Annotated in this window: 25 protein-coding genes and 1 pseudogene; 10 read left to right on the top strand and 16 right to left on the bottom strand. The window is 68.0% G+C overall.

Annotated features, from left to right (window positions below; translation table 11 throughout):
• Nucleotides 1-208 precede the first annotated feature (208 nt).
• Entirely contained in the window at nt 209-2,197 is a 1,989-nt protein-coding gene (gene htpG, locus BJF87_RS02145; protein ID WP_075862573.1) for a molecular chaperone HtpG, read from the top strand.
• A gap of 34 nt (nt 2,198-2,231) precedes the next feature.
• Nucleotides 2,232-3,215 carry a hypothetical protein gene (locus BJF87_RS02140; protein ID WP_075862572.1) on the top strand — a complete coding sequence of 328 codons (984 nt, stop codon included), beginning with the start codon at nt 2,232-2,234 and terminating at the stop codon, nt 3,213-3,215.
• A gap of 16 nt (nt 3,216-3,231) precedes the next feature.
• Here the strand turns inward: BJF87_RS02140 and BJF87_RS02135 are convergent, their stop codons facing one another.
• Nucleotides 3,232-3,711, bottom strand: a complete 480-nt coding sequence (locus tag BJF87_RS02135; RefSeq protein WP_075862571.1) for a nitroreductase family deazaflavin-dependent oxidoreductase — start codon at nt 3,709-3,711, stop codon at nt 3,232-3,234.
• A 60-nt stretch (nt 3,712-3,771) separates the two neighbouring features.
• On the opposite strand from BJF87_RS02135, the gene BJF87_RS02130 reads away from it, so the two are divergent.
• On the top strand, nt 3,772-4,701 hold the full coding sequence (locus tag BJF87_RS02130; protein WP_075862585.1) for an N-acetylglucosamine kinase: 930 nt from the start codon (nt 3,772-3,774) through the stop codon (nt 4,699-4,701).
• Nucleotides 4,702-4,703: 2 nt separating this feature from the next.
• On the opposite strand, the gene BJF87_RS02125 is transcribed toward BJF87_RS02130, so the two are convergent.
• On the bottom strand, nt 4,704-5,546 hold the full coding sequence (locus BJF87_RS02125; protein WP_075862570.1) for a crotonase/enoyl-CoA hydratase family protein: 843 nt from the start codon (nt 5,544-5,546) through the stop codon (nt 4,704-4,706).
• A 72-nt stretch (nt 5,547-5,618) separates the two neighbouring features.
• Here BJF87_RS02125 and BJF87_RS02120 point away from each other — a divergent pair, with 72 nt between their 5' ends.
• Nucleotides 5,619-6,278 carry a PaaI family thioesterase gene (locus tag BJF87_RS02120; protein ID WP_075862584.1) on the top strand — a complete coding sequence of 220 codons (660 nt, stop codon included), beginning with the start codon at nt 5,619-5,621 and terminating at the stop codon, nt 6,276-6,278.
• 25 nt (nt 6,279-6,303) lie between these two features.
• Here the strand turns inward: BJF87_RS02120 and BJF87_RS02115 are convergent, their stop codons facing one another.
• From BJF87_RS02115 to BJF87_RS02095, 5 genes are all read right to left on the bottom strand, one after another.
• Nucleotides 6,304-6,858 carry a dihydrofolate reductase family protein gene (locus BJF87_RS02115; RefSeq protein WP_075862569.1) on the bottom strand — a complete coding sequence of 185 codons (555 nt, stop codon included), beginning with the start codon at nt 6,856-6,858 and terminating at the stop codon, nt 6,304-6,306.
• Nucleotides 6,859-7,821: a helix-turn-helix domain-containing protein gene (locus BJF87_RS02110; RefSeq protein ID WP_075862568.1), complete on the bottom strand. Its 963-nt coding sequence runs from the start codon at nt 7,819-7,821 to the stop codon at nt 6,859-6,861.
• 66 nt (nt 7,822-7,887) lie between these two features.
• Entirely contained in the window at nt 7,888-9,642 is a 1,755-nt protein-coding gene (locus BJF87_RS02105) for an alpha/beta-hydrolase family protein (RefSeq protein ID WP_006360941.1), read from the bottom strand.
• Nucleotides 9,643-9,786: 144 nt separating this feature from the next.
• A complete protein-coding gene (locus tag BJF87_RS02100; protein WP_075862567.1) occupies nt 9,787-10,599 on the bottom strand; it encodes an ABC transporter permease subunit in 813 nt (270 codons plus the stop codon).
• Nucleotides 10,596-11,510, bottom strand: coding sequence for an ABC transporter ATP-binding protein (locus BJF87_RS02095; protein ID WP_187346449.1), 915 nt, complete (start codon nt 11,508-11,510; stop codon nt 10,596-10,598). Before BJF87_RS02095 ends, BJF87_RS02100 begins: the two co-directional genes overlap by 4 nt.
• A 135-nt stretch (nt 11,511-11,645) precedes the next feature.
• On the opposite strand from BJF87_RS02095, the gene BJF87_RS02090 reads away from it, so the two are divergent.
• Both BJF87_RS02090 and BJF87_RS02085 read left to right on the top strand, forming a co-directional pair.
• Entirely contained in the window at nt 11,646-12,806 is a 1,161-nt protein-coding gene (locus tag BJF87_RS02090) for a sensor histidine kinase (protein WP_075862565.1), read from the top strand.
• Nucleotides 12,803-13,453 carry a response regulator transcription factor gene (locus tag BJF87_RS02085; protein ID WP_006360945.1) on the top strand — a complete coding sequence of 217 codons (651 nt, stop codon included), beginning with the start codon at nt 12,803-12,805 and terminating at the stop codon, nt 13,451-13,453. Before BJF87_RS02090 ends, BJF87_RS02085 begins: the two co-directional genes overlap by 4 nt.
• On the opposite strand, the gene BJF87_RS02080 is transcribed toward BJF87_RS02085, so the two are convergent.
• Nucleotides 13,428-14,423, bottom strand: a complete 996-nt coding sequence (locus BJF87_RS02080; RefSeq protein ID WP_187346448.1) for an arsenic resistance protein — start codon at nt 14,421-14,423, stop codon at nt 13,428-13,430. The two genes, BJF87_RS02085 and BJF87_RS02080, sit on opposite strands and share 26 nt — an antisense overlap.
• Nucleotides 14,424-14,490: 67 nt before the next feature.
• Between BJF87_RS02080 and BJF87_RS02075 the strand changes: the two genes are divergently transcribed.
• Nucleotides 14,491-15,201: a CPBP family intramembrane glutamic endopeptidase gene (locus BJF87_RS02075; RefSeq protein WP_006360947.1), complete on the top strand. Its 711-nt coding sequence runs from the start codon at nt 14,491-14,493 to the stop codon at nt 15,199-15,201.
• Nucleotides 15,202-15,212: 11 nt separating this feature from the next.
• On the opposite strand, the gene upp is transcribed toward BJF87_RS02075, so the two are convergent.
• The 5 genes from upp to BJF87_RS02050 all read right to left on the bottom strand — a co-directional run bounded on the left by upp (nt 15,213) and on the right by BJF87_RS02050 (nt 21,323).
• A complete protein-coding gene (gene upp / locus BJF87_RS02070; RefSeq protein WP_035752308.1) occupies nt 15,213-15,842 on the bottom strand; it encodes a uracil phosphoribosyltransferase in 630 nt (209 codons plus the stop codon).
• 20 nt (nt 15,843-15,862) lie between these two features.
• Nucleotides 15,863-17,134, bottom strand: a complete 1,272-nt coding sequence (locus tag BJF87_RS02065) for a URC4/urg3 family protein (RefSeq protein ID WP_081790103.1) — start codon at nt 17,132-17,134, stop codon at nt 15,863-15,865.
• Complete coding sequence (locus tag BJF87_RS02060) at nt 17,131-18,381, bottom strand: GTP cyclohydrolase II (RefSeq protein ID WP_006864987.1); 1,251 nt, start codon at nt 18,379-18,381, stop codon at nt 17,131-17,133. Before BJF87_RS02060 ends, BJF87_RS02065 begins: the two co-directional genes overlap by 4 nt.
• A 189-nt stretch (nt 18,382-18,570) precedes the next feature.
• Nucleotides 18,571-20,799, bottom strand: coding sequence for a catalase/peroxidase HPI (gene katG, locus BJF87_RS02055; RefSeq protein ID WP_042375734.1), 2,229 nt, complete (start codon nt 20,797-20,799; stop codon nt 18,571-18,573).
• A 104-nt stretch (nt 20,800-20,903) separates the two neighbouring features.
• Nucleotides 20,904-21,323, bottom strand: coding sequence for a Fur family transcriptional regulator (locus tag BJF87_RS02050; protein WP_035752313.1), 420 nt, complete (start codon nt 21,321-21,323; stop codon nt 20,904-20,906).
• Between the two features lie 129 nt (nt 21,324-21,452).
• On the opposite strand from BJF87_RS02050, the gene BJF87_RS02045 reads away from it, so the two are divergent.
• Nucleotides 21,453-22,349, top strand: coding sequence for a hypothetical protein (locus BJF87_RS02045; RefSeq protein ID WP_075862583.1), 897 nt, complete (start codon nt 21,453-21,455; stop codon nt 22,347-22,349).
• Between the two features lie 4 nt (nt 22,350-22,353).
• Here the strand turns inward: BJF87_RS02045 and BJF87_RS02040 are convergent, their stop codons facing one another.
• Both BJF87_RS02040 and BJF87_RS02035 read right to left on the bottom strand, forming a co-directional pair.
• Nucleotides 22,354-22,908 (bottom strand): DUF4334 domain-containing protein, encoded by a 555-nt coding sequence (locus BJF87_RS02040; protein WP_075862563.1) that lies wholly within the window; start codon nt 22,906-22,908, stop codon nt 22,354-22,356.
• A gap of 49 nt (nt 22,909-22,957) precedes the next feature.
• The gene (locus BJF87_RS02035; RefSeq protein WP_262338840.1) at nt 22,958-23,842 is read right to left on the bottom strand and encodes a hypothetical protein; all 885 of its coding nucleotides are present in this window, start codon (nt 23,840-23,842) and stop codon (nt 22,958-22,960) included.
• Nucleotides 23,843-23,965: 123 nt separating this feature from the next.
• On the opposite strand from BJF87_RS02035, the gene BJF87_RS02030 reads away from it, so the two are divergent.
• Together BJF87_RS02030 and BJF87_RS02025 are read left to right on the top strand one after the other, a co-directional pair.
• Nucleotides 23,966-24,397, top strand: coding sequence for a PPOX class F420-dependent oxidoreductase (locus BJF87_RS02030; RefSeq protein ID WP_075862561.1), 432 nt, complete (start codon nt 23,966-23,968; stop codon nt 24,395-24,397).
• Between the two features lie 64 nt (nt 24,398-24,461).
• Nucleotides 24,462-24,767: pseudogene (locus BJF87_RS02025) on the top strand (VOC family protein); the annotation flags it as partial.
• Nucleotides 24,768-24,796: 29 nt separating this feature from the next.
• Here BJF87_RS02025 and BJF87_RS02020 read toward each other — a convergent pair.
• Nucleotides 24,797-24,970: integrase core domain-containing protein (locus BJF87_RS02020; RefSeq protein WP_139319406.1), on the bottom strand; the 174-nt coding region annotated here is incomplete at its 5' end.

Genomic DNA, 24,970 nt, shown 5'->3' with positions numbered 1-24,970 from the left:
GCGGACGGCGCTCACTCGGGCACCATCCGCAACCGGGGTAGTCGGTCCCCGACCCAGGGTAGCCACACCGGCGCTCGGTAAAGTCGGTGTCCGTCACGACGTGTCGCGCCCGGACCCGCGTCCGACACCGGACCCAGCACCGAAACGCCACGTCCACAACTGAACACGTGACTACCGAACACACGAGAACAGAACATGGAGGTTTGCGATGAGCGCTCAGCCCGAAGTTCATGAGTTCCAGGCGGAGACCCGGCAGCTGCTGGATCTCATGGTCCACTCGATCTACTCCAACAAGGACAGTTTCCTGCGTGAGCTGATCTCGAACGCATCCGATGCGCTCGACAAGCTGCGCCTGGAGTCGTTGCTCGACAAGGACCTCGACGTCGACACCTCCGACCTGCACATCACGCTCGTCCCGGATGCGGAGAAGCGCACCCTGGTCGTCGCCGACAACGGCATCGGCATGACCCGCGACGAGGTCGTCGGACTGATCGGCACGCTCGCCCGCTCGGGCACCGCGGAGCTGCGCCGCTCGCTGGCCGAGGCACGCGAGAAGGGTGTCTCGGACGCCGCCGCCGAGGAACTGATCGGACAGTTCGGCATCGGCTTCTACTCGACGTTCATGGTCGCCGAGAAGGTCACCCTGGTGACGCGCAAGGCCGGCGAGACCACCGGAACCCGCTGGGAGTCGACCGGCGATGGCACCTACACGATCGACGACGTACCGGACGCCCCGCAGGGCACCTCCGTCACCCTGGCACTGAAGCCGGCCGACACCGAGGACCACCTGTACGACTACGCCGACAAGTCCAAGCTCCGTCAGCTGGTCAAGCGCTACTCGGACTTCATCGCGTGGCCGATCCGCATGGACGTCGAGAAGACGGTGCCCGTCGAGAAGCCCGAGTCCGAATCGGAGTCCGCCGAGGACGACAAGGCTCCCGAGACCAAGACGGTCATCGAGGCCGAGACCATCAACTCGATGAAGGCCCTCTGGGCCAAGTCGCGGTCGGAGGTCTCCGAGGAGGAGTACCACGAGTTCTACCGGCATGTGTCCCACGCTTGGGACGCGCCGCTGGAGACCATAACCCTGCAGGCCGAGGGCACCTTCGAGTACCAGGCGCTGTTGTTCATCCCGACTCAGCCGCCGTTCGACCTGTTCATGCGCGACAGCAAGGTCGGCATCCACCTCTACGTCAAGCGCGTGTTCATCATGGACGACTGCGCCGAGCTGATGCCGGAGTACCTGCGCTTCGTCAAGGGTGTCGTCGACGCCGCGGACCTCTCGCTCAACGTGTCCCGCGAGATCCTGCAGCAGGACCGGCAGATCCGCGCGATCCGTCGTCGCCTCACCAAGAAGGTCATCTCGACCGTCACCGAGATGCGCGACAGCCGGCCCGACGACTACCGCACCTTCTGGGACGGTTTCGGTCGCGTCTTCAAGGAAGGCCTCGTCAACGACCCGGACAACCGCGACGCGCTGCTCAAGGCGTCGTCCTTCGCGAGCACCCACTCGGAGGAGGAGCTCACGACGCTGGCCGACTACATCGCCCGGATGAAGAGCGGTCAGGACACGATCTACTACATGACCGGCGAGTCCCGGCAGCAGATAGTCAACTCCCCGCACATGGAGGCGTTCCGCGCCAAGGGGATCGAGGTCCTCGTCCTGTCCGACCCGGTCGACGAGATGTGGGTCTCGGCCGGTGCCGAGTTCGACGGCAAGTCGTTCCAGTCGATCGCCAAGGGTGCGGTCGATCTCGACGCCGACGACGAGGACTCCGACGACACGTCGAAGGACGAGCGGGAGAAGGCCTACGCCGACCTGCTGTCGTGGTTGACCACCACGCTGTCCGACGACGTCAGCGAGACCCGGCTGTCGTCGCGCCTGACCGAGTCCCCGGCCTGCCTCGTGGGGGACACGTTCTCGATGTCACCCCAGCTGGAGAAGCTGTACCGGGCCTCGGGACAGCAGTTCCCGAAGTCCAAGCGGGCGCTCGAACTCAACCCCGATCACCCGCTGGTCGAGGCACTCAACAAGGCGTACGCGAACGGCGACCACGACAAGCTGGTGCCGACCGCGAAGCTCGTCTACGGCATGGCCGTGATCGCGGAGGGCGGCGAACTCGAGGATCCCGCGGAGTTCGCGAAGCTGCTCGCGGGCAGCCTCACCGAGTCGTTCGCGGCCGGTTCGGATTCCTGATCGGGTTCCCGACGCCCCGGGTGGGTCGCCCGGAATGACCCGGCGGAGGTGGACGATCACCATCGGAGTCGGGGCGTTGGTCCTGGCGGTCGTGCTGGTGTCCGCTCTCCTCGTGGGATTGTCACGCGAGGACGAGCGGGCCCGCACGCCCGCCGGTGCCGTCCGGACCTATCTCACCGCGCTCGCCGACGCCGACGCCTCGGCGGCCCTTGCCGTCGTCGAATCGCGCCCGGACGCCCGGTTTCTCTCCGACGGGGTGTTGCGTCAGCAGCGCGCCGAAGCGCCGATCTCCGACATCGAGGTCGACGATCCAGGGGAGTTCGCACAGACGGTCCAGGCGCGGTATCGGCTCGGGGCACGTGAGGTCGGCATGCCCATCAGGGTGACGCGGGCCGGGGACGGCTGGGCGGTGGTCGACGGCGCGGTGAAGGTGCGCATCGAGTCGCTGCTGGTGCCGAGCCCGACGTTGTTCGGAGCGCAGGTGAAGGCCGGGGAGACCGTCTTCCTCTTTCCGGGGCCGCAGCGATGGGGTTCCCGGGACACCGACTTCGTCGGACGTCCCGCCGACGGACCGCCCACCGGTCCGCGCGCGCCGATGACGGTTCAGGTGGTCGCCGAGCTCAGTCCCACCGGGGTGTCGGCGGTCAGCGACGCCGTCTCGGCACAGCTCACCCGATGCGCGGCCTCGACCCGCGCCGACGCCGGAGCCGACGTCCCCGGCTGCACGCAGCGGCTGTTCCGGTCCGCGGTCGACGGCAGCGTGCGATGGACCGCCCCACGAGACCTGTCCGGTCTGCGGTACCTCCTCCGACGCCCCGATGCGAGAACCGGTTCGATGCCGGACGAGAAGGACCTCGGCACGGTCGACGTCGCGGGTGCGGTCGAATGGCGGGTGGCCTACACGCCGGACTACGACCGGAACGGACCCCGCGTCGAGACGACCGACATCCAGTACCTCATCGGGGAAGTCGACCTCACCGCCGGCACACCGTCGTTCACCGCCGAACCGGCGACCTGACCCCGACGCGGCGGACCTACCCGGCCGGCGGTGCAGGTCGGAGTCGGAACACCGGGATCCGGCGATCGGTGCGCTTCTCGTACAGGTCGAAATTCGGCCACACCGTGCGCAGCTTCTGCCACGCCGCGTCGCGGTCGGCTCCCTCGAGTTCGGTCGGGACCGCGACGGACACCACTCCGGCGACGACGATCTCGATCGTGTCGGCGGCCCGGATGTTGTACACCCACGCAGGCATTTTCGGCCCACCGAAGTAGGAGCCCGCGATCAGCCAGTCGTCGCCGTCGGGAACCGCGAGGAGTTGGGTGGTCCGGATGGCGCCGGTCTTTCGACCTGTCACCCGGATGGTGATGTTCGGGAGATCGGCGATGTCGAGCAGGGTCATCCGTTGACCGGTGACGGTCTGAATGGCGTTGTCACCCACCACGATCTGCGGGAGAAAACGAGGCATCCAGGGGATCGAACCGATCTTGATCGCGAGGCTGCGCCGCACCTTCATCCGCCTAGTGTGACATGACATCGTCGTCGCGTCGGCAGGGTGCCGGATAGCGTGCACGTCATGGGCGGTCACACGACGGGACGCATCCTCATCGACGGCGGGCAGACGGGAACGCGTCTGCGGGTCGAAACGCCGGCCGGAACCGACGACCGCGAGCTCGGACCGATCCGCACGGACCAGCCCGTCGTCGAACAGATCGCGCGAGCCCTCCACGACGCCGGCATACCGGAGGCCATGTGGTCGATGGCCGCCGGGGTCTCCGGACTCACTCCTCAGGCTGCGCGCCCGTCGGCGTTGCTTGCCGCGGTCGCCGACCTCGGGGTGACGTCGGTTGCGCTGGCACATGATTCGGTCACCGCCTACCTGGCCGCGAACCGGGACGGGTTCGGCGTGGTCACCGCGGTAGGTACCGGCGTCGTGACACTCGGCGTCGGACCCGCCGGGGTCCACCGGGTGGACGGCTGGGGCCATCTGTTCGGTGACGCGGGCAGCGCCTATTGGATCGGACGAGCCGGGATCGATGCCGCGCTGCGTGCTTTCGACGGACGGGGGAGCGCGACGGTTCTACGAGATCGGGCCGCCGAGGTCTTCGGCCCGCTCGACGAGTTGTACATGGTCGTGCAGGGAGATCCGGACCGCGTGGCGCGGGTGGCCGGATTCGCCCGGGCCGTGGATGCGGCCGCACGGGATGGTGACGCGGTCGCACAGGGGATCATCGACGACGCCGCGGACGAACTCGCCGGGTCGGCGCTCACCGCGCTGGATCGCAGTGGTCACCGGCCCGGCGAGAAGGCGCGGATCAGTTGGATGGGCTCGGTGATGACCGCCAACGACCGACTCCGCGGGCGATTCGTCGACGTGGTCGGCGAAGCTGCGCCCGGTGTGGACATCGGGGCGCCGTACGGGCAACCCCTCGACGGTGTGCGGTTGCTGGCCGGGCTCGACGAATCGCACCCGCTGGCCGCCGAGGTCCACCGAAGCGGGCGGTGAGGTCAGCGCCCCTTGAACTCCGGCTTGCGCTTCTCGAAGACGGCGGTGATGGCCTCGGACAGATCCTCGCTGGGGAGGAACGCCGAGTTCCAGGCCGCGACGTAGCGCAGGCTGTCGTGCACGGCCGCGCTGCGGGAGTGGTCGAGCACGTCCTTGATGCCGTGGACGACGAGCGGCGGGTTGTCGGCGATCTCCCGTGCGGTCGCGCGAGCGAGTGCGAGCACGGCGTCCTGATCGTCGGCGACGTCGTTGACCAGTCCGATCTTCTCGGCACGTGCGGCGTCGATGTCCTTGCCCGTCAGCGCCAGTTCACGCATGTGGCCGTCGCCGATGATGTACGGCATGCGGGCGAGAGTGCCCACGTCGGCGACCATGCCGACCTTGACCTCACGGATGCTGAACTTTGCGTCGGCGCTCGCGTAGCGGACGTCGGCAGCGCAGATCAGGTCGACTCCGCCGCCGATGCACCAACCCGAGACTGCGGCGACGACCGGCTTGCGGCAGTCCGCGACCGCGGTGATCCCGGCCTGCAGCTTGCGCAGCGACTCCAGGAACTCGGTCCGCGCGGCGGCCTTGGCGTTGTCGGCCAGGACGTTGGCCAGGGTGCCGCCCATCGCGACGAGGTCGAGTCCGAAGGAGAAATGCTTGCCGGCTCCGGTCAGCACGACGACGCGCACCTCGGGATCGGTGTCGATGTGGCCGAAGAGCTCGGGGAGCTCGCGCCAGAAGTCGGGGCCCATCGCGTTGCCCTTGCCGGGGCCGGTCAGCGCGACCTCGGCGATGTGGTCGGCAACGGTGACGTCGAACGCGGTCCAGTCGCGTTCATTCCAGGCTTGCTCTGTCATGCGAGGGAGCTTACTCGGCAGTCAGGACGTCCGATGGGCGGACTACCGGCGGCGCCCTGTTAGATGACACCCATGAGCGGATACATCCAGGAGGACATCGGCCCCGAGGAGCTCGCGCATCGTTCCGAGCTCGCGTCGTCGATCGCCGGGAGCGTGCGCGAACTGATCGACGCGACCGTGCGAACCGAGGTCGGCGAGGCCGACATCGCCGAGGCGCGCCGGCTCATCGAGGCCGCCACCGAGATCCTCCGTAAGGACCAGCTGCCCGGCGCCTACGGCATCCGGTTCAACTCCGACGGCACCAAACGCTCGTGGGGCAATGCCGTTCTGGGGCGGCGCAATCCGATCGCACCGCCCGTCGAGCTGCATCACGAGCCCGAGTTCAGTTGGACCGAGGTCGAACTCGGGGCCGCCTACGAGGGTCCGGCCGGACTCGTCCACGGTGGTGTCCTGGCACTGATACTCGATCAGCTGCTCGGTTCGACCGCCGAGTTCCAGGGTGTCCCGGGAATGACCGGCACTCTCAACGTCCGGTATCGCAGCGCGACGCCGCTCGGCCGGATCCGTGGTGAGGCGCGGGTCGACCGGGTCGAGGGCGTGAAAACCTTTGTCACCGGCACGATCACGCGCGACGGCAAGGTCAGCGCCGAGGCCGAGGGGATCTTCATCCTGCCCAAGTGGGCCCGCGGTGAGGTGTCCGACGTGTTGCGCAAGTCGGTCGGCGAGGGCTGAGTGCCCTCGTGCCGCACGTAGGGCATCAGTACTCGGTGAGCGGTGTGCGCGCACCGACCAGTGAGTAACGCGCACAGAGGAAAGCGCCGTTGCGGGCGAGCTCCTGCAGTTCGAGATCGTAGCGTCGCGGGAAGAGCGGGCGTCCGGACCCGAGGGTGACCGGCGCGATCGAGACGATCATGTCGTCGAGCATCCCGGCCTCGGCGAACTGGGCGGCGAGATCACCTCCGCCGACGACCCACACGTCCTGGCCACCCGCTGCTTCGGTCAACAGATCGCGGTGGTCGGCGGGATTCCCGTCGATGACGGTGATGGAGTCGGCCACCGGGGTGATCGTCCGATGGGTGAACACGAAGGACGGGATCTCGTACGGCCACGGTTTGCCGTCGGCGAGTTCGTTGTCGAGCAGCCACCGGTAGGTGGTGTACCCCATGACCGCGGCGCCGATCCCGGCGTAGAAGTCGTCGTAGTTCATCGGACCGCCCTCTTCGAGCGGTTGGGTCAGAAGCCAGTCGAGGCTGTCGTGGTCGTCGGCGAGATAGCCGTCGAGCGTGGTCGCGGTGTAGTAGCGGAAGGACATCTAGAAACCTCCGGAGTGCTTGCGGTGCCACATGATCGGGTCGGGGTCGTGTGCCGCGACGTCGACGCCGGCCGCGCGCAGCATCCACCGCGCGAGTTGACGACGATGCGCGGAGAAGGTCAGTACGTGCGCGACGATCTGGGAGAGCAGAAACGATTCGGGCGGGTCGCACAATGCATCGATGACGCGGTCCTGCCAGGCGTTGCGGCGGTCGATGTCGCGGATCAGCGCCAGCCAGCGGGGAGTCAGTTCGCGGTGCAGTTCGACGAGGGTGGGCAGATCCACCGGCGGGTCGGGCGGCATGTCGGCGCCCTCGATTGTTGCCAGCCACGGCTGCTTGTCGACGACGAGATGTGACATCACCTGCGCGAGTGACTCTTCCGGTCCGTTCCAGTGCAGCGGTTCGTGGCCGGGAAGCAGTCTCCGGTTCCACTCGTCGTCGTCGATTCCCTTGGCGGCGTCGAGCAGGACCCCGACGTCGTCGAGGTCGTGTCGCACCATGAGCATCAGGACGTCGCCGGCACTCTCCGTGGTGGGGGTGCCGCTGTCGACGTAGAGCACTGTGGGCGAGTGGAAGTGGATGCCGTTGGGCGCGGGTAGCCAGTGGCTGTGCTCGGCCGGCGTGGTGGTCGACGCCGCTCGTCCTGGGCTGTGTCCGAAGGCGCGTGTGAAGGCCCGGGCGAACCCGTCGACGGACTCGTAGCCGGAGTCGAAGGCGACCTCGGTGACCGTCCGGCCGTGTTGCAGCAGCCAGGCGGCACGCTCGAGGAGCACCCGTCGACGCAGCGCCACCGGCGACTCGCCCACACCCCGGCTCACCTGCCGGGAGAAGTGGAACGGCGACGAGAACGCGCCGCCTGCCATCTCGTCCAGACTCGAGTGCTTGTCGGCCAGTACGGCGTCGAGCAACTCGCGCAGTCGATCACGGTCGCCGGAGGTCCGGTCGCTGGGAGTCGAGGTCACGCATCGAGTATGGAACGCCGGACACCGATCTGACCCGACCGTTCTTGCTGCGGTCGGCTTTCCTGCTCAGTCGCGGCTGAGCAAGGGGATGAGCTTCTCGGTCTTCTCCGGTGTCCAACCCGGGGGCTGCAGGATCTCTGCCCACGCCGCCGGGATCGCGGCCAGGTAGAAGTGGCCGTGGCCGTCGGGAACCCCGGTCGACACCGCCATGTCGGCGCTGACCTGCAGGAAGGTCACGAAGGGAATCCAGTGCATCGCCGGCAGGACGTCCCGTCCACGCGCTTCGTTGAGCCAGTCGGGCTCGCGGAGGATCAGGCGCGGCGACCACCACGAGATCGGGTCGGAGGCATGCTGCAGGTAGACCGCGCGGCCCGGGACCCACTCGCCCTTGGCGTTGTACAGATCCGGAGCGTCGGCGATGAAGCGGACCTGCCGACCGTCCTCGTAGACCGGTTGCCACTCGGGCGTGCCGGGGTCGCGGTTGGTGGTTGTGTCGACCCACAGCGAGTTGTTGAACGTCGGGCCGACGAACAACGCGCCGTCGGTCCGGGCGTTGAGGGACGGAATCGTGCCGAAGGCCGACTCGGCGGCGAACGAACCGAGACTCTCGCCGAAGACCACCAGCTTGGGCCGCTGGGCCTCCGGGATCGCACGGACCCGTTCGGAGACGGCCTCGAACAAGGCCTGACCGGCTTGGCGCGCCCGCTCCTTGTCGACGAGGAACGACAGCCAGCTGGGTAGATAGGAGTACTGCATGCTGACCGTGGCGGTGTCGCCGTTGTACATGTACTCGAGGGAGTCGACTGTCGCCTGGTTGATCCAGCCGGTGCCCGTGGTCGAGGCGACCGCGACGACCTGCCGTTGCAGCCCACCGGTGCGTTCGAGTTCTTCGGCGGCGAGTTTCGCGTTGGCGCGCAGGTCGTCTCCCGAGCCGAGGCCGACGTAGGCGCGGATCGGCTCCATCGCGGGGGTGCCGTTGAACGCCGACAGCTCCTCGACGGTCGGACCGACCGAGACGAAGATCCGGCCCTGACGTCCGAGTGAATCCCAGGTCACCAGCGAGCCCGGACCACCGGACCGCAGCGGCGACGTCGGCGGCGTGGAGTCGGCGGTGGTCTCGTCGTTGACCGCGGCGAACGACGAGTTCAGAGCTTTCATACCGTAGTTCGCGACCACGCCGTTGAGCACGAAGACGGTGACGAGGATCGCGACGACGATCGCCGCGACCGCGGAGATACGCGGCGGGGCAACGTGGTTGATCTTGCGGACCAGCCAGACGACGCCGTCGCCCCACGCCTGGCCGATCAGGATGAGCAGGAAGAAGACCACGATGAAGATGACCGCGATCTGCGGGTATGCGGTCCAGGACAACAGGTCGACGTCCATCATGGTGCGGATCTGATCCTGCCACCGCTGGAACATCACGAGCATGACCAGGGTGCCGGCGATCGCGGCGAGGCCGAGCGCCACCCAGACCCGGTGCATCGGGGCGGGCCAGGGCTTGTCGCGGGAGATCATGAATCGGATCAGCCACGAGAAGAACACGCCGAGCGAGTATCCGAGCGCCGCCGACGCGCCGCTGACGACACCCTGGAACAGTGCGCCTCGGGGAAGCAGCGACGGTGTCATCGACAACCACAGGAACACCAATGCCACACTCAGCCCGACGCAGGAGAAGCGGTCGAGGCGCCGCCGCCACCACCCCGGGCGGGCGCCATCGGCACCGCCCTCGGCAGGGGCCGGCGCCTCCGCGACCGGTTCGGCGGCAGGTTCGGCAGGGGGCTCGATACCCGGGTCGGTGGCAGGGGTCGACGACGACACGTGGGTTCCTCTTTTCTCGAGAACCCGGCAAACCTAGCAGCGGATGACGGTCGGCGACATGGCGTGTGCCCACTTCGGCCCAATACTGCTCCCGCACGGTTACCGCCGGTGGTGGTCGTCCGTGCCCGGTTCGGTCGAGATGCCCTACTTCACCTCGGACCGCATCACGCGAACCAGCCCGATGCCGAGGGGGAGCGCGATCCAGATCAGGCCGGACACCAGCAGCCGCGCCCACTCGCCGCCGGTGGCCCACTCCCCGGACTGGAAGGGCATGTGGGTCAGCGTCGTGTCGACCCACTGCCCGAGGTTGTCCTTGAACCACGGGACCAGTTCGCTGACCACCGACAAGGCCGTCGGGAGCGCGAAGTAGGCGACGACGGCTCCCGGGGTGTTGAGGATCAGGGCGGCGAAACCGAATCCGAGCAGCAGACCGAATGCCTGGATGACAAAGGAATTGACGAATCCGGCCACGCCCAGTCCCCAGGCGCCGGCCGGGTCGGCGAAGGCGATGGCGGCGATGCTGTTCCCGATGATCCCGAGGACCAGTGCCACCGCGACCGCGGCCACTCCGGTGATCAACGACGCGACGAGTTTCGCGCCGATGATCCGTTCCCGGCGGGGTTCTAGCGTGAAGGTCGTGAGCGCGGTGCGTTGGCTCCATTCGCCGGTGACCAGCAGGATCGCGAGGATCGGCAGGATGATCGCGGTGGGGATGTTCATCAGCCCGAAGAACTCGCCGAGGTTGAGGTTCTCGGGATCGTTGCGGTTGGCGATGAGCATCGCGACCATGATGACCGCGGCGATGACGCCGATCGACGCGGTCAACCAGAAGCCGGCCCGGGTGTCGACGAGCTTGCGGAGTTCGACGCCGACGAGGCGCCCGAACGGGATACCGGGGCGGTCGACGTCGATCCCGCCGGTGGTCGGGAGGGGTGCGCGGAAGTCGGCGACGGTCATCGGAGGGCTCCTTCGAGGGTGGGCTGCTCGCGCTGCGTGTCGGAGGTCAGCTGCAGGAACATGGCTTCGAGTTGTGCACCGTGGGCGGGACGTAACTCGGTGAGGACGACACCGACCGCCGCCGCGGCGCGGCCGACGTCGACCGGGTCTGCGTCGACGTCGAGTCCTCCGGATGTGTTGGGACGGGCCACGATCTGAGCTGCGGTCAGTGCTCGCAGCAGGGCCTCGTCATCGAGCGAGCGGACGCGCGATCCGGCGCCGGCCAGCAGTTCGGCCTTTGGCCCCTGCGCGACGATCCGCCCGTTGCCGATGACGACGATGTCGTCGGCGATGATCTCGATCTCGTGGAGCAGATGCGAGGACAGCAGGACCGTGCCGCCACGATCGGCATAGTTGCGCAACAGAGTTCGCATCCAGTGGATACCGGCGGGGTCGAGGCCGTTGGCCGGTTCGTCGAGGATGAGGATCTTCGGGTCACCGAGCAGCGCGGCGGCGATACCGAGGCGCTGGCGCATTCCGAGGGAGTAGTTGCGCACCCGACGGCCCGCCTCCTCTGGTGTGAGACTCACCTTCTCGAGCATCTCCTCGACCCGGTCGCCGCTGATCCCCATCGTCATCGCGGCCAGACGAAGGATCTCGGCGCCGGTCCGTCCGGCGTGCTGCGCAGAGGCGTCGAGCAGAACGCCGACCTGCGTGGCCGGGTTCGGGATGGTCCGGTAGTCGACGCCGTAGAGGTGCGCGACCCCAGCGCTGGCCGGCGTGAGCCCGGCGATGATGCGCATGGTCGTCGACTTGCCGGCACCATTCGGGCCGAGGAAGCCGGTGACCTGCCCGGGCCGACAGGTGAACGAGACGTCGTCGACCGCGACGTGCTCGCCGTATCGTTTGGTGAGGTTCTGCACTGTGATCATGGGTCTCATGGTTGTCGGGGCAGGTGGTCGCCCACATCGGTCGCCGGTTCACGGGTACATCAGCCGAAAGTCGTAGACGCGTCGTATCCGATGGTCGGAGGTCGCGCCCGAACTGTCCGACTAGCGTGAGCGACTGTGAAACCCGAGCAGTACCAACCCCCGCTCACGTGGGCCGGTCACGCGTGGCGACTCGCACTCATGCTGCTGGTCTCCGCGGCCGTGTTCAGCACCCGCGCCGGATACCTGTGGAACGAGGTGCGCTGGTGGTTTTTCGCCGACCTCGCACTCGGGGTGGCGTCGTACTCGGCGGTCTGGTGGCGGCGTCGGTATCCCGTTGCGGTGACCGTGTTCACCAACCTCGCGGGGATCGTGTCGACGACGTCGCTCGGCCCGGCGACTCTCTCGCTGGTGTCGATGGCGACCCGCCGGCGGTGGGTCGAGATCATCCCGCTGACGCTCCTGTGCGTGGTCGCGAATGTGGTCGCGTCGCAGTTCTTCTCAACCCCCGCCGAGGAAGACGACCCGGCGCTCGTGGTCTACGCCGTCATTGCCGCACTCACCGCGGCGATGGTGTCCTGGGGCATGTACATCGGTTCGCGGCGGGAACTCCTCGCGAGCTGGCAGGCCAGGGCGCTCGCGTCGGAAGCCGAGCAGCAGGCCAAGGTGCAGCAGGCGCGATCGCTGGAACGTGCGCGCATCGCGCGCGAGATGCACGACATTCTCGCCCACCGGATCTCGGCGATGAGCATGTCGGCCGGGGCACTGGCCTACCGAACGGACCTGACCGGTGAGCAGGTGCGTGAGACGGCACGCACGATCCAGGAGACCTCACATCTCGCGCTCACCGAGTTGCGCGAGGTCCTCGGGGTCCTACGGGAGGGCCCGGGCGACGCCGCGCCGGAGGAACCACAGAATGCGCCTGACCTGATGGCGCTCGTCGACGAGGCGCAGCGGCTCGGAATGCGGGTCGACGCGCGGTGCGAGATCGACCCCGCCGCACTGCCTCCGACTATCGCCCGCACGCTCTATCGGTGTGTGCAGGAGGCCCTGACCAACGCCCGCAGACACTCTCCGAGCGCGCCGGTCACGATGCACATCCGCGGTGGCCCCGACCACGGCGTCGATCTCCTCGTCGAGAACCCGTTGCCGCTGACGGCCGGAGCCGCCTCACCCGCCCCGGGTTACGGCCTGGTCGGACTCGCCGAGCGCGTCGGCCTGCACGGTGGGCGGCAGTCCGCGACCGTCAGCGACGACAAGAGATTCTTGCTGCACGTCTGGCTACCGTGGCAGTCATGACCGCACGCATCATGATCGTCGACGACGACCCGCTCGTCCGATCGGGACTCCGGCTCCTCCTCGGGGGCGACGCCGAGCTCGACATCGTCGCCGAAGCAGGCAACGGGCAGGAAGCCCTCGACAGCCATCGCGACGATCCGGTCGACCTGATCCTGATGGACCTGCGCATGCCGGTTCTCGACGGCATCGAGGCCACCGGACGATTCAAGGCACTGCCGGCGCCGCCGGCGGTGATCGTGCTGACCACCTTCGACGCCGACGACTTCGTGGTACGCGCGCTCGCCATGGGCGCCGACGGCTTTCTCCTCAAGGACACCGCGCCCGACCAGATCGTCGCAGCCATCCACAACGTGCTCGCCGGACAACCCGCGCTGAGTCCCTCGGTCACCGCCGCGTTGATCAAGCAGGTTGTTGACGGCGGGGGAGCCCGATCATTCTCTGCCACAACCCGTATCGAGTCGCTCACCGCCCGGGAGCACGACGTCGCCGTCGAACTCGCGCGGGGGGCTTCGAACGCGGAGATCGCCGACCGGCTCTACATGAGCCTCGCGACGGTCAAGGCGCACATCTCGCACATCTTCACCAAGCTCGACGCCTCGAACCGCGTCCAGGTCGCGATCCTCATGCACGACGCCGGAGTGGTCTGAGAGCGCCCCGACGTGCCGCACGGCTGAACGCCCACACGAGGAGCACCATCCCGATCAGCTCGACGAGCGTCTGGGTGATCACCGTCGCCGCGGCCAGCTCGGCGCCGACCGGAAGCGCCAGTGCCAGCGGGAGCACCACGAGCGAATTGCGGGTCGCGCCAGAGAACACGACGGCTGTCCCGGACGCCGGTGAGAGGTGAAGGGCGCGGGCGACGCCGAGCCCGACGATCGCCATGAGGATCAGGAACAGGACGTAGACCGGGATGACGCCGGCGATGTCGTCGAAACGGGAATCGATCCGCGGGACCTGCGATCCGACAGCGGTGACAAGCACCGCCATCATCAGCGGGACCATCGTCACCGACACCGCGTCGCCGGTACGACGCCCGACATCGCTCCGGACGGCCCATGCCTGCGAGAGCCAGGCCAAGACCAGGGGGAGGGCGATCAGAACCGCGAACGCCCACAGAAACGGCTCCGGATCGATCGCTGCCCGGTCCTCGCCGAGCAGGAGTGTCAGATACACCGGGACGATGAGCATCTGGGCGAGCAACAGCAGCGGCGTCGCCGCGAGCAGGCGCTGCCGGTCACCCCCGGCGAGACCGGCGAAGACGACGACGTAGTCGACGCACGGACACAACAGCACCAGCAGCGCACCAATCCGGATGGCGTCATCAGCCGGTAGAAGGGGAGACAACGCCCAGACCACGAGCGGCACGAGAACGAAGTTCACCGCCAGCACCACCGCCAGAAACCTTCGGTCGCGCAGCGAGGCAACGAGATCTGTCGCCCTGACCTGGAGGAAGGTGGCGAAGAGGAGAGCGGCCAGCAACGGGGTGACCGCCACGTCCATCGACTCGGCCGCCGACGGCACCGTCAGCCCGAACGTCAGGCCCGCGCCGATCGCGAGGAGATACAGCGCGACCTGATGTCGTTCGAGACGTTCGGGAACGCGGACGGTGTCGGGCACGGCACCATTCTGGGCCACCGGGCGTCGATCGGCGCCACGGGCCGCGGTACTGCGCGACACTCGACGGATGACCGCACCGTCCCGACGCCACGACGTGGCTCTGCTCGTCGTGATCGTCGCGGCCCTGATCGCGGTCAACGTCGCGGCTCACCGCTCGAGTGGCGTGTTCGCGGTGCTGATCATCCCGGTGGCGGCGATCCTCTTGCTGCTCATAGCGCGGCTCGGCGGACTCGACTGGCGCGAACTGGGACTGAGCCGCGCCGAACTGCGCGCGGGTGTCCCGTTCGCCGTCGCCTCGGTGATCGTCGTGGCGGCGATCGTGTCGACCGCCGTCGCGATCCCGGCGACCCGTGACTTCTTCCTCTCGGACCGCTACGACGACACATCCGAGGCGTTGCTGGCCGCGTTCGTCGTCATCCCGCTACAGACCGCCATCCCCGAGGAACTGATGTTCCGCGGCGTCCTGCAGGGAACCCTCGGCCGGTTGTGCGGTCCGACCGGGACCCTTGTCTACGGCGCCGTCGCCTTCGGACTGTGGCACATCCTGTCCTCGACGGGACTCACCGAAGGAAACGAAGGACTCAGCGACACCCTCGGGTCGGGCACCGTCGCGCAGGTCGCCGGGATCGCTGGTGCGGTTGTCGCGACCGGCCTCGCGGGCTTCGTTCTCGGTTGGCTACGGCAGCGCACCACGAGTCTCCTCGCCCCCATCGCCTTGCACTGGGCCCTCAACGCCACCGGCGCGATCGGTGCCGCGGTGGCGTGGCAGGTCTCCTGACCGGCGTGCGCTCACGCCGTCCCGAAGACCCGATCACCCACATCCCCGAGGCCGGGTCGGATGAATCCGTCGGCGTCGAGTTCGCGGTCGATCCCGGCGGTGTAGACGGGAACCTCGGGATGTGCCCGGTGCAGGACGTCGATGCCTTCCGGACAGGCGACGAGGCACATGAACTTGATCGATCGCGGCGCGTACTCCTTGATCCGGTCGATCGCCGCGACCGCCGAAAAGCCGGTCGCGAGAAGGGGATCGACGATCACTACATCGCGCTCGTCCAAATCCGGCGGCATCTTGAAGTAGTACTCGACCACGACCATCGTCTTGGGGTCGCGATAGAGGCCGATGTGGCCGACCCGCGCGCCCGGCACGACGGTGAGCATGCCGTCGGCGATCCCGGCGCCGGCACGCAGGACCGCCGCGAACACCAGCTTCTTGCCGTCGATCACGCTCGCCGTGGTGGTCTCCAGCGGTGTGTCGATGGTGATCTCGTGCATGGGGATGTCCCGCAGCACGTCGTAGGCCATGAGGGTGGAGATCTCGTTCAGCAGGCGCCGGAAGTCGTTGGTGGACGTGTCTTTCCGGCGCATCAGGGTGAGCTTGTGCTGCACCAGTGGATGGTCGATGACGGCGACGGTGCCCATGGGTTCCCCTATCGTGGTTCTCAGAAGACGGTTCCGGTGCTGCGGATCGACAAGGGCGGCAGCCCGTTCCGCAGGCGGGTGGCCAGGACCCGGCCGGCCGCCCAGGTTCCGCCCTCGAGGATGCAGGCCAGCGGCATCGTCGCCGCGTCGGTCCCGAGCCGTTCGCGGACGAGTCCGGCGATCTCGTCGAGCAGGGCGACGGTGAGGGCACGCCATTCGATGACGATCTGGTCGCCGACCTCCCATTCGACGTCGGCCCAGTCCTCGTCCCGAAGTGTGAGCACGCCGGTGTCGAGGAAGAGTCCACCGTTGCGGTACTCGGGGAGACCCGTCAGCTCGTCGAGGCCGGTGACCTCGACGCCGGACCAGAGGAACGGTTCCAGCAGCGAGTAGGTCAGCCACTGGGACAGCTTGTGGAACGGGATCCACCCGGCGGTGAGACCCGGTCCGGTCACTGCGCGGTGAGGCCAGCAATCGCCCAGCGGTACGGACCCGATCCTGTTGTCCGACGGCCAGATCGGGCCGAGGTGAGTCAGCACGGAGCCGAGGATCTCGGCAGCGGTCACCGTTCCGCGACCGTCCGCGGTCAGGTGATCGAACAGCCGTCCGGGCCGGCCGTCGGGGCCGAACACCGTCGGTTCATCGGCGAGAACGTCGCCCAGCCGACGCAACAGTTCGACGCGACCCGCCAATCCGGTGAGCGGATTGGTGGGGGAGACCTGGAAGGCGCCGCCCAAACTCTCGATCGTCACCGCACGGAGGCCGGCCGCGTGGACGCGGAGGGGTTGCGCCGCATCGTCGGAGAACAACCCGGCGGTGAACGCCTGCCAGCTGGCGACGCCGAGTCCTTCCGAGCGGGTCAGGACCAGGCCGCTCGACTCCTCACGATAGGACCACTCGGGACCGGCCCCGGCGTCCAGGAGCACGCTGACCAGGACGACGTCGATGAGTGCACGGGTGTGGTCGGGGGAGTTCGTCGACGGTAGTGCGTCACGAAGCGCTCCGAGCCGGTCGACGCCGCCGGCCTCGAAATGGCGCCAGCGACTGTGGAATGGGATCGTGCCGTCGGGATAGCGACCGCGGGTCGTCTCGACGACGATGTCCGCAGCGACACCGAGGGCATCGTCGTGAACCGTGAACCAGGGGGACCGGCCGTCGCGGGCACGCTCGAGGAGCCGGCGCGAACGCTCGCGAACCGCGGTGCTCGTTCGCAGCAGCGCGGCCGCGGCGACGTCATTGTCGGGTGTCCCCGCGGACCGGTCGGCGGTGCCGTTCCGCACGGTGCCGCTCACTCGAGCCCCCGGCCCTTGACCTTTCGCAACGCCTCGGCGTCGGGCACGGGTCCCGGGGTGAAGTAGCCGGCGGCCATCTTGGCGTCGATCTCCACCCGGGCATCGGCCGGGACCAGCTCATCGGGGATGTTGACCCGCTCGCCGACCTCGATGCCCGAGCCGGTGATCGCGTCGTACTTCATGTTGCTCATCGAGACGAGCCGGTGGATCTTGGTGATCCCGAACCAGTGCAGCACATCGGGCATGAGTTCCTGGAAGCGCATGTCCTGAACTCCGGCAACACATTCCGTGCGGGCGAAGTACTGGTCGGCGGTGTCGCCGCCTTCCTGTCGCTTGCGGGCGTTGTAGACGAGGAACTTCGTCACCTCGCCCAGTGCGCGCCCTTCCTTGCGGGAGTAGGCGACCAGGCCCACGCCTCCGCGCTGGGTGCCGCGGATGCACTCCTCGATCGCGTGCGTGAGGTACGGGCGACAGGTGCAGATGTCCGAACCGAACACGTCCGAGCCGTTGCACTCGTCGTGGACGCGGGCGGTCAGCTCGACCGATGGATCGGCGAGATCACGGGCATCGCCGAAGACGTAGACGGTCTGGCCGCCGATGGGTGGCAGGAAGACCTCCAGGTCCGATCGCGTGACGAGTTCGGGATACATGCCCCCGGTTTCCTCGAACAGCACCCGCCGCAGCTCGGCCTCGGAACAGCCGAAGCGCTCGGCGACACCGGGCAGATGCCACACCGGCTCGACCGCGGCCTTGGTGACCAGGGCGGCGCCGCTCGGGAGCAGCAGCTTGCCGTCGGGGACGAGCCGCCCCTTCTCGATGGCCTCGGCGATCTCGGGGAGGATGACGTGCGCCTTGGTGACCGCGATGGTCGGTCGGATGTCGTAGCCGGCGGCGATCTTGTCGGGGAAGCTCTCGGCGACCGTCGCTCCCCAGGGATCGAGCGAGACGATCGCCTTCGGATCTCCCCATTGCGGATACGGTCCGATGTGGTCGGTCGGGGAGGTGTTGGTCAGATCCGCGCGATGGTCGCGGGCCAGCGCACCGGCGGCCACCGCCAGCGCACGGTAGACGCTGTACGACCCGCTGTGGGTGCCGATCACGTTGCGGTGAGCGCGAACTCCGGTCGTCCCGATGACCGGCCCGCGCTCGGCCGCGGTGGGTGCCCCCCAGTGGATGGGCGGGGCGTCGACTCCGCCGCTGTGCGAGGTCAGTCGGATGTGCCCCAGGGATTTGTGCTCGCCGGACATCGCGATCTCCTTCTGCCACGACGGTCATCCGCCACCTCGAGGAAAGCGCCAGCATAGTTCCGAATTCGCGATCGTGCCGCGCGGAACGACTGCGCTCCTCGGAGACGACGATGCGGTGACACCCGGGTCGGATACCACCGCATCGTCGTGTGAGAGGCGATCAGCGAGTCAGCTGACCGACGGATCGGCTCAGACGTCGAACCGGTCCAGGTTCATGACCTTGTCCCACGCCGCGACGAAGTCCTTGACGAACTTCTCCTCGGCGTCGTCGGAGGCGTACACCTCGGCCAGGGCGCGCAGCTGCGAGTTCGAGCTGAACGCCAGGTCGACGCGGCTGCCGGTCCAGGTCTGTTCACCGGTTGCGCGGTCGGTGCCGACGAAGACGTTCTCGTCGTCGGTCTTCGACCACTTGGTGGACATGTCGAGCAGGTTGACGAAGTAGTCGTTCGTCAGCACGCCCGGCTTGTCGGTGAGCACACCGAGTGCCGAGTTCTGGTAATTGGCACCGAGCACGCGCAGGCCGCCGATGAGGGCGGTCATCTCCGGCGCGCTCACGGTGAGCAGATTCGCCCGGTCGAGCAGCGTGAACTCGGCCGGCAGTGAGGCACCCCGCTTGCCGTTGTCACTGCCGAGGTAGTTGCGGAAACCGTCCGCGGTGGGCTCGAGGTATGCGAACGAGTCGACGTCGATGTCGTCCTGCGCCACGTCGGTGCGGCCCGGCGTGAACGGCACGGTGACGTCGACTCCCGCATCGCGAGCGGCCTTCTCGATAGCGGCGACGCCACCGAGGACGACGAGGTCGGCGAAGGAGATCTTCGCGCCCGCCTCACCGGTGAACGACTCGGCGATGCCCTCCAGCGTCGCGACGATGTCGGCGAGTTCGGTGGGCTCGTTGGCCTCCCAGCTCGCCTGCGGTTGCAGACGGAGGCGACCTCCGTTGGCGCCGCCGCGGAAGTCGCTGCCGCGGAACGACGATGCGGCCGCCCATGCGGTCTTCACCAGCTGCGAGACCGACAGGCCCGACCCGAGTAGCGCAACCTTCAGTGCGGCGATGTCTGCCTCGGAGACGAGCGGTCCCTCGTGCACCGGCACGTTGTCCTGCCAGTCGTAGGTGACGTCGGGAACCAGCGGTCCGCGGTAGCGGATCGCGGGTCCCATGTCGCGGTGGAGCAGCTTGAACCAGGCCTTGGCGAACTCCTCGGCCAGCTCCTCCGGGTGATCCAGCCAGCGGCGGGTGATCTTCCCGTACTCGGGGTCATAACGGAGTGCGAGGTCGCTGGTCAGCATCGACGGGTGGGTCTTGCCGTCACCGAAGGCCATCGGCACGGTGCCCACGCCGGCGCCGTCCGTGGGACGCCACTGGTTGGCGCCCGCCGGGCTCTTGTACAGCTCCCACTCGTAGCCGTAGAGGGTCTCCAGGAAGGCGTTGTCCCACTGGGTCGGGGTCGGGTTCCAGGTCACCTCGAGACCACTCGTGATGGTGTCGGCACCGTTGCCCTCGCCGTGCGAGCTCCGCCAGCCGAGACCGGCGTCCTCGAGTGCGGCGGCCTCCGGCTCGGGACCGACCTGGCTCGCATCCCCGGCGCCGTGCGTCTTGCCGAAAGTGTGACCGCCGACGATGAGTGCCGCGGTCTCGACGTCGTTCATCGCCATCCGGGCGAAGGTGTCCCGGATGTCGGCGGCCGATCCCAGGACGTCCGGATTACCTTCGGGTCCTTCGGGATTGACGTAGATGAGACCCATCTGCACAGCGGCCAGCGGCTTCTCGAGTTCGCGGTCACCGGAGTACCGCTGATCGGCCAGCCATTCGAGTTCGGGACCCCAGTAGACGTCATCGGGTTCCCACTCGTCGACGCGGCCGAAGGCGAAGCCCGCGGTCTCGAATCCCATCGACTCGAGTGCGACGTTCCCGGCGAAGACCAGCAGGTCGGCCCACGAGACGGCCTGGCCGTACTTCTTCTTGATCGGCCACAGCAGACGACGCGCCTTGTCGAGGTTGGCATTGTCCGGCCAGCTGTTGAGCGGCGCGAAGCGCTGCATACCGGCCCCGGCGCCACCGCGTCCGTCCCGGACGCGGTAGGTGCCCGCCGCGTGCCACGACATGCGCACCATCAGGCCGCCGTAGTGGCCGAAGTCCGCGGGCCACCAGTCCTGCGAATCGGTCATCAGGGCGATCAGGTCTGCCTTGAGGGCCTCGACATCGAGGCCCTTGAGGGCCTCGTCGTAGTCGAAGTCGGCGTCGAGCGGGTTCACGACATCCGGATTGTGCTGCAGTATCTTGAGATTCAACTGGTTCGGCCACCAGTCACGGTTTCCGCCGCCCTCGGTGGGCTGCTTGGCCTGGCCGTGCATGACCGGGCAACCGCCGGCGGGCGGTTGCGTGTTGGCCTCGGCGATCGGCGGGTGTTCTTGCGCCATGTCATTCCTTTCGGGAAATGGTGATGGTGGCTGGGCGCAGCCTTGATCCCGCCCGGTCCACAGATGTGGACCGGGCGGTCAGGTGTGGTCGGATCTTCGGTGGTTCAGGCCTGGCAGTCGGGACAGAGGCCCCAGTAGACGACCTCGGCCTCGTCGATGACGAAGCCCTGGTCGTTGGACGCGGTCAGGCACGGAGCTGCGCCGACGGCACAGTCGACGTCCCCGATCGCACCGCACGAGCGGCAGACCACGTGGTGGTGGTTGTCGCCGATCCGGGACTCGTAGCGAGCCACGTGCCCCGACGGCTGGATCCGCCGGATGAGACCGGCAGATGTCAACGCGGCCAACACGTCATAGACGGTCTGCTGGGAGACGTCGGCGAGTTCGGCTCTCGTGGAGCCGAGCACGGTGTCGGTGTCGGCATGGGGGTGTGCATGCACCGCACGCATGACCGCGACCCGCGGGCGGGTGACGCGGAGTCGAGCCGAGCGCAGCCGGGTGGCGCAGTCGTCGTCGGTGAGCATGTGGACGAGTATGCACCCATTTCTGGAACTGTTCAAGTTTAGGCCGCCGTGATGTGTCGGATGACGGGCAGTCGGAGCCGTACGATCGGCTCATGTGTAAGCGACATCCTGCCGGTCGCGGGTGATGTGATGTCCCGGTACGACGAAACCGTCGACGAACTCTACGGCCTGGCGCCGGACCTGTTCGTGAAGCGACGAAACGAGATCGCCAAGGAGGTCAAGGCCGATGGCGAAACCTCTCTGGCCAAGGATATCTCGAAGTTGCGCAGGCCGACGCAGGCCGCCTGGGCGATCAACCAGTGGGTGCGCGCGAATCCCGACGACTGCGACCAGGTCACCTCGCTGGCCGCGGACCTGTCTGCGGCGCAACGGCGTTCGGCGGTCGACACGATGCGCGAACTGTCCCGTCGGCGCCAGGAGTTGATCACCGACTCCGCCGACGGCGTGGCCGGCACCGCCTCCTCGCTCGGAGTGCAGCTGTCCGACAGCGCGGTTCGCGAGGTCGCGACGACGCTGCGCGCCGCGATCGCCGACGCCGAGATCCTGGACGATCTCCGACGCGGACGCCTCGTCACCTCTGCGGAGTACAGCGGTTTCGGCCCCGCAGGGGTCTTCGTCGTTCCCGACCCGCCGGCCGAGTCGAAACGCGCGGCCGGGCATGGTCGCGGTGCCGGCCCGGAGGATGTCGGCGAGGAGTCGGCCGACGAGGCCGGGAGTACAGATGAGGACGACCAGACCAGGCGTGAACTCGAGGCCCGGATCGCCCGGGCCGAGGACGACGAGCAGTCCGCGCGCGAAGGTCTCGGCGACGCGTCCTCCGCGGTGGACGAGGCGTCCGCGGAGGTCGACGAACTCGTTTCTCGGGCAAGGGAACTCCGCGAGCAGTTGTCCCGCGTCGAGGACTCACTGCGCTTCGCGCGTCAGCGATTGTCGACCGCCGAGCAGGGCCGATCGGAGGCCAAGGTCGCACTCCGCGACGCGGTCTCCGAGGCGAACATGCTGAGAGCGGCGCTCGCCGATCTCTGAGTGTTCAGATCAACCGCAACGAATCGTCGCGTCGAAGTGCGAAGAAGTACGGTGCCGGCGAACCCTTGAGATCCATGGCGCCGATCACCGCGTCGTCGGAGATGCGGTGGAAGACATCGTTGATCGGCAACTGGTCGTAGACCATGGTTGCGGTGTCGGTGCCGCGATAGCGAGTTGTGCGCAGCCGTGCGCGCGCCTTGCGGGTCTGGCTCAGCAGTCGGGTGGCAGCGATCGGTGTCGCGAACGACATCGTCTTCACCTGGGGCGTCTTCTCCGCAACGGATAGCCCGCTGAAGGCGATCGCCGGGTTCATCGCCCACAGCGCGGTGTGGTTGCGGGTGGGGAAGAGCAGCGGGTGGACGGTCTCGGCGTCGACGAACTGCTTGCCCCACCATCCGCTGGCGGCGAGGAAGCCGTCGAGGGGATGGCCCGTCGGCAGCTCCGCGCCACGCCAGGTGCCGATCATGAACTCCGGGTCGATCGCGTCGCAGGAGTCGAACAGCTCGAGTGCCTCGGCGGTGTCGGTGGGAATGGTGGTCAGGATCTCGCGCACGTCCATGTCGCCGATCCTACGGCCAAAGACACAAATAGAGAAGAATGTTGCAATGTCAGGAGGTCGAACCTGCGGCAACTCCGCGCTGCGCGTCGTTGCCGTCGGGTTGGGAGGTGAGCCACGCGACCGCGAAGGCGCCCGCGATCGCACCGACGAAACCGACGTAGGCGAGCCACCCGAGTCCGTCGACGGCGCGGTCACCGAGGAACAGCACACCGATCACCGACGGAATGCCGACCTCGCCCACCACCAGAACGGCTGTGACGGCGTTGACCGGACCGAGCTGGAGCGCGACCGTCTGCACGTAGAACGCAAGGGCGCCGGCGAGGGCGATGGTCCAGGCCGCCGGATCGGTCAGCAGCGCCGCGGGGTCGAATGGGTGCACGCCGTCGAGGACGCGCACCGCCACCGCGAGGGCGCCGTACATCGCGCCGGCGAGCGCCCCCGCGAGGATCGCGCCGCGCCTTCCGAGGAGGTGCACGACGATCAGGCCCACGACCGCGACCACCGTCGACACGATGAACAGAGCCCAGTGGAAGGCCATGTCGTGGGCGGTCGCGGCCTCATGCGACGCCGACGCGCCGAGCATGCAGAGTGAAGCGACGACGATGCCCATCGCGGCCAGGTCCCGGCCACGCAGTTTGGTCCCGAGCAGGACGCTGCCGAGAAGCGCGGTGACGATCAGGTTCCCGGCGACAATCGTCTGTGCGAGGAAGAGCGGGAGCAGTCGTGCGGCGACGGCGCCACCGGCGAAACCGAGGACCACCATGAGGGTGCCGACGAGGAAGGCCGGGTCGCGGAAGGTGTCGAGCGTCGAACGCAACGACGGCCCGCCCTTGGCCGTGACACCGGCGGCGTCGGGTCCGGCGGCGTTCCGGGCGCCGAGTGCGCGAAGGACCGTCGACAGTCCATAGGCCACCGCGGCAAGCGATGCCGCCACTATTCCGATCGTGAACACCGTATGAAGGTATAGGCCCTCGTGGTCCGATGTCCGGGTTCCGCGCCGGGTCCGGTGCGTCCGTCGCGCCGGAATAGTCGCCGACCGAGGGCAGTTGCCCAGACCATGACCACCTCTGAGTACGACCCGCGCGACCTTCTCGCCGAATCACGTCTCGGCGTTCTCGCCACCATCAAGTCCTCCGGCCTGCCGCAGCTTTCGCCGGTGACCCCGTTCTACGACCGCGACGCGGACACGATCTACGTGTCGATGACCGAGGGACGGGCCAAGACGGTCAACCTCCGCCGCGATCCGCGCGCGGCGCTCGAGGTCACCGGACCCGACCGTTACACCTGGGCGACCGCAGAGGGCGATGTCACGCTGATCGGGCCGGGCGCCGATCCCCACGGCCCCGAGGTGGAGGCACTGGTCGAGTACTACCGGAAGGCCGCCGGCCAGCACCCGGACTGGGATGAGTACCGCAGCGTGATGGTGTCGGATCGGCGCGTGTTGATGGTGATGTCGGTCAAGCGGGTGTACGGCGAGCGGCTTCGCTGATCCACGCCTGGGCTTCCTTGCGATGAGGACCGTGGCTGTCCTCGATGTAGGCCACAGTGGAGACATGACCAGAGAGATCCAGGTGACATTCGACTGTGCTGATCCCGCGGCCCTTGCGGCGTTCTGGGCCGAGGTGCTCGGGTACCGGATCCAGGCGCCGCCTGCGGGATTCGGCACCTGGGACGCCGCACTGGAGGCGATGGGCATCCCGGAGGAACGCCGAAACGATGCGTCGGCGGTGATCGACCCCGACGGTCGGGGTCCGCGGATCTTCTTCCAGCGCGTTCCGGAGGGCAAGACCGCGAAGAACCGGGTGCACCTCGACGTCCGGTCGGCTCCGGGCCAGGCAGGCGACGAACGCATGGCGTCCTGAGGGGGACCCATTCGATGGTCCAGTCGCTATGCGGCTTGAGGTTGGTGGGTCGTGGTCCACTGTAGGGCGAACTCGGCGGGGGTGAGTCCGTGGTGGGCCGAATGGGGTCGGTTGGCGTTGTAGTCGATCCTCCAGTCTTCGATGATGACCCGGGCTTCGCGCAGGGAGTCAAAGCGCCAGGAGTTGAGCAGCTCGTCGCG

The organism is Gordonia sp. CNJ-863, assembly GCF_001942325.1.
GTDB lineage: Bacteria > Actinomycetota > Actinomycetes > Mycobacteriales > Mycobacteriaceae > Gordonia > Gordonia alkanivorans.
This window is presented reverse-complemented; position numbering and strand designations above follow the sequence as displayed.